Below are 3,206 nucleotides of genomic sequence, written 5' to 3'. Positions count from 1 at the left end.
GGGGGCGGGGCGGCGTCGATCTGGAGCACCGTCTGCCCGGCGGCGATCCGCTGATAGCCCCAGTCGCGCGCCTGGCGCAGCGGGCGGCTGCGCACGCGGCTGGCGGCGACGATGGCGCTGACCCGTGCGGGATCGACCGCGGCGGCACCCTGCCAGCTGCCCAGGCCGCCATCGCCATGAGCGAGGCTGAGCAGCGCGGGCACGGTGCGGGAGAGGGCGTCCTGCAGGAAGGCGGGCGCGGGTTCCCGCCGCACGTCATAGACGGCCTGCACCATGGAAAGCAGCATGATCGCTTCCATCTGGTCGAGCGGCGAGCGCGAGAGGATGCCGCCATCGGCATGGATGCCCGCGTCGATCGCGCGCTTGAGCCCGGCCTCGCCGAAGACCTTGCGCGCCGCGCCGCCGGGGATGAGCAGCGAGGCGGCGACGATCCCGCCCCAGGCCACGATGCGCGGCAGGCCGACTGGGGCCTTGTCGGCGCTGCGGTCCAGATGGCGCGCGGTGCGGGCGACGCAGTTGAGGACGAGCGAACGATAGACGAGGTCGCTGGAGGACAGGATCAGCGGCGCATGGGTGGTCCAGAACAGCAGCCGCCAGGCGGCATTGTCGGCGCGCCAGGCCGGCTCGCTGGGCGTTTCGGCATGGACCTCCAGCCATTTGCGCATCACGCCTTCGGCGATCGGCGCACCCTGCTCGCGGCTCGCCACGCTGGCAAGGTCGCGCAGCCAGCGGAAGCCGTGGAGATGATCGGCGAAGTCGGGGATGAGGTCGAGCTTCGCGAAGTCGAGCGTGTCGACCGGCTGCTTGAGGCCGCGGAAGAGGAAGTAGCCGGCGCGGATCGCCTGCCCCGCGCGCGGGTCGCCCGGCACGTCGTCATCGGGCACGGCGAGCAGCTTCAGCGGATATTTGCCCTTCAGCCGCCGGCTGTGCAGCGGCGTCTTCCAGCTGAGCAGATAGAAGCGGTTGGCGATCTTCTGCGACAGCGACAGGCCCTTGTCATCCGCGACGCGGATGAGCCGCTTGCCCTGCTCGATCCCGTCCGCCGCCGCATCGGGCGCGTCGCCGGGGGAAGGGGGAGTCGGACGCCGCCGGTCGTTCACCCGCCCCTGAGCTTTCGGATATTGTCGGCATAGGCCGCGGGGCCGCCGCGGAAGGTGGCGGTGCCGGCGACCAGCACGTCGGCGCCCGCCGCGATGGCGCGCGGCGCGGTGGCGAAGTCGATGCCGCCGTCGACCTCCAGCCGGATGTCGCGGCCGGACTTGTCGATCATCCTGCGGCACGCCTCGATCTTGCGCAGCTGGCTTTCGATGAAGCTCTGGCCGCCGAAGCCGGGGTTGACGCTCATCACCAGGATCAGGTCGATGTCGTCGATGAGGTAGTCGAGCATCTTGGCCGGGGTGCCGGGATTGAGCACCACGCCTGCCTGCACGCCCAGCGACTTGATGTGCTGCACGGTGCGGTGGATGTGCGGACCGGCTTCCGGGTGAACCGTGAGAATGTCGGCACCGGCCTGCGCGAAGGCGTCAAGATAGACGTCGACCGGGGAAATCATGAGGTGGACGTCGAAGGGCTTCTTCGTGTGCGGGCGCAGCGCCTTCACCACGGCCGGGCCGATGGTGATGTTGGGCACGAAATGGCCGTCCATCACGTCGACATGTATCCAGTCGGCGCCCGCCTCGTCGATGGCGCGCACCTCCTCTCCCAGGCGGGCGAAGTCGGCGGAAAGGATGGAGGGCGAAATGCGGATCGGGCTGGTCATTTGACCGCTCGCCTTACCCCCCGCCGGAGCGGAGGGCAACGATCATTTCGGCCGGACATCGGGGGCGGGCGCGCGCCTGCGCTCAGAGCATGACGAAGACGGTGGGGTCGAGCCGGCGGGAGGGCGCCGCGCCGCCGGGAAGCAGTTGCTTGACGCCATGCAGCCCGGTGACGGCGCCATCCTCCAGGATCGGCGCGGCGATCAGCCGCATCGCGCAGCACCCGCCTTCCGCCGGGCGGATGTCGACGTCCAGCGTGAAGCCGCGCCGGTGGCGGATCGCATAGTCGCGCAGTTGCTCCATCGGGGCGCGCGAGTGCGGGTCATAGAGCGAGACGGCAAGCGCGCGGGGCACGTCGCTGTCGCGGTCCAGCCCGAAAATGTCGTAGACGCCAGCGGTCCAGCTGAGCCGCTGGGTCGCAAGGTCGCAATGCCACAGGCCCAGGCCCCGCTCCGCCAGGGCGGCGTCGCTGCGGGAGATCGTGTCGTCCAGCATCACCGGCGCCAGATGCTCGCGCAGCTCGAACAGCGGCCAGCTATGGTGGAGGGGCAAAGGCTCGGTCGGACGCACGGCAGGACTTTCTCACCAACGCGGGGGAGCATAGCGGATTCAGGTTAATCTCTGGTTTGCCCCGTCGCAAGGCAGGCGATGAAGAAGCCGTCGGTGCCGCCCTGCTCCGCCAGCGTGTCGGGCAGGGTGCGCAGCCAGCCTTCCTGCGCGGGCGCGATGCCGGCGGGAAGCGCGTCCGGTTCGGGGGGGAGCAGGGCGAAGTCCGGCCGCGCCGCCAGGAAGCGCGCGACCTGATCCTCGCCTTCGGCGCGTTCCAGCGAGCATGTGGCATAGACGAGTTGCCCGCCGGGCTTCAGCCAGCCCGCCGCGCGCGCCAGCAGTTCCGCCTGCAGCTCCGCCAGTTCGGCGATCTGGCGCGGGCCGATGCGGTGGAGCACGTCGGGGTGACGGCGGTAGATGCCGGTCGCGCTGCACGGCGCGTCGAGCAGGATCGCGTCGGCCGGTTCGGGCGGGGTCCATTGGCGCAGGTCCGCCTGCACCACGGTCGCAGCAAGGCCGGTGCGGGCGAGATTGTCCGACAGGCGCTCCAGCCGCTTCTTCGACTGGTCGACCGCCATGACCTGCCAGCCGGCGGCGGCGAGCTGCATGGTCTTGCCGCCCGGCGCGGCGCAGAGGTCGAGCGCGGTGCGGCCTTCGCCGGCACCCAAGAGTCGCGCGGGGCAGGAGGCGGCGAGATCCTGCACCCACCAGGCGCCCTCGGCAAAGCCGGGCAGCGCGGTGACGTCGCCATGGTCGGGCAGGCGGACATGGCCCGGCGCCAGGCTGGTCCCGCCCAGCCGCTCGACCCAGAGCGCTGTCTCGCCCGGATTGCGCAGGCTGAGGTCTACGGGCGGGCGGACGGCATAGGCGCGGGCCGCGGCCTGCGGCATTGCCGCGCCC

General features: G+C 71.2%; 4 protein-coding genes. All 4 read right to left on the bottom strand.

From position 1 onward, the window contains the following. Positions 1–1,100 (bottom strand): heparinase II/III family protein (locus M529_RS40260; protein WP_021318882.1); only part of this gene is annotated, 1,100 nt, incomplete at its 3' end. Next, the gene (gene rpe, locus M529_RS40255) at positions 1,097–1,759 is read right to left on the bottom strand and encodes a ribulose-phosphate 3-epimerase (RefSeq protein ID WP_021318881.1); all 663 of its coding nucleotides are present in this window, start codon (positions 1,757–1,759) and stop codon (positions 1,097–1,099) included. The genes M529_RS40260 and rpe, both read right to left, overlap by 4 nt. An 82-nt stretch (positions 1,760–1,841) precedes the next feature. After that, positions 1,842–2,327 carry a hypothetical protein gene (locus M529_RS40250; RefSeq protein WP_031295155.1) on the bottom strand — a complete coding sequence of 162 codons (486 nt, stop codon included), beginning with the start codon at positions 2,325–2,327 and terminating at the stop codon, positions 1,842–1,844. Positions 2,328–2,371: 44 nt separating this feature from the next. Next, positions 2,372–3,206: RsmB/NOP family class I SAM-dependent RNA methyltransferase (locus tag M529_RS40245; protein WP_021318879.1), on the bottom strand; the 835-nt coding region annotated here is incomplete at its 5' end.

Source organism: Sphingobium ummariense RL-3, assembly GCF_000447205.1.
Taxonomy (GTDB): domain Bacteria; phylum Pseudomonadota; class Alphaproteobacteria; order Sphingomonadales; family Sphingomonadaceae; genus Sphingobium; species Sphingobium ummariense.
This window is presented reverse-complemented; position numbering and strand designations above follow the sequence as displayed.

What these genes read in the sequence shown, in the direction of transcription:
- rpe (WP_021318881.1), bottom strand. Translation starts at nt 1,759, where the DNA reads ATGACCAGCCCGATCCGCATTTCGCCCTCCATCCTTTCCGCCGACTTC.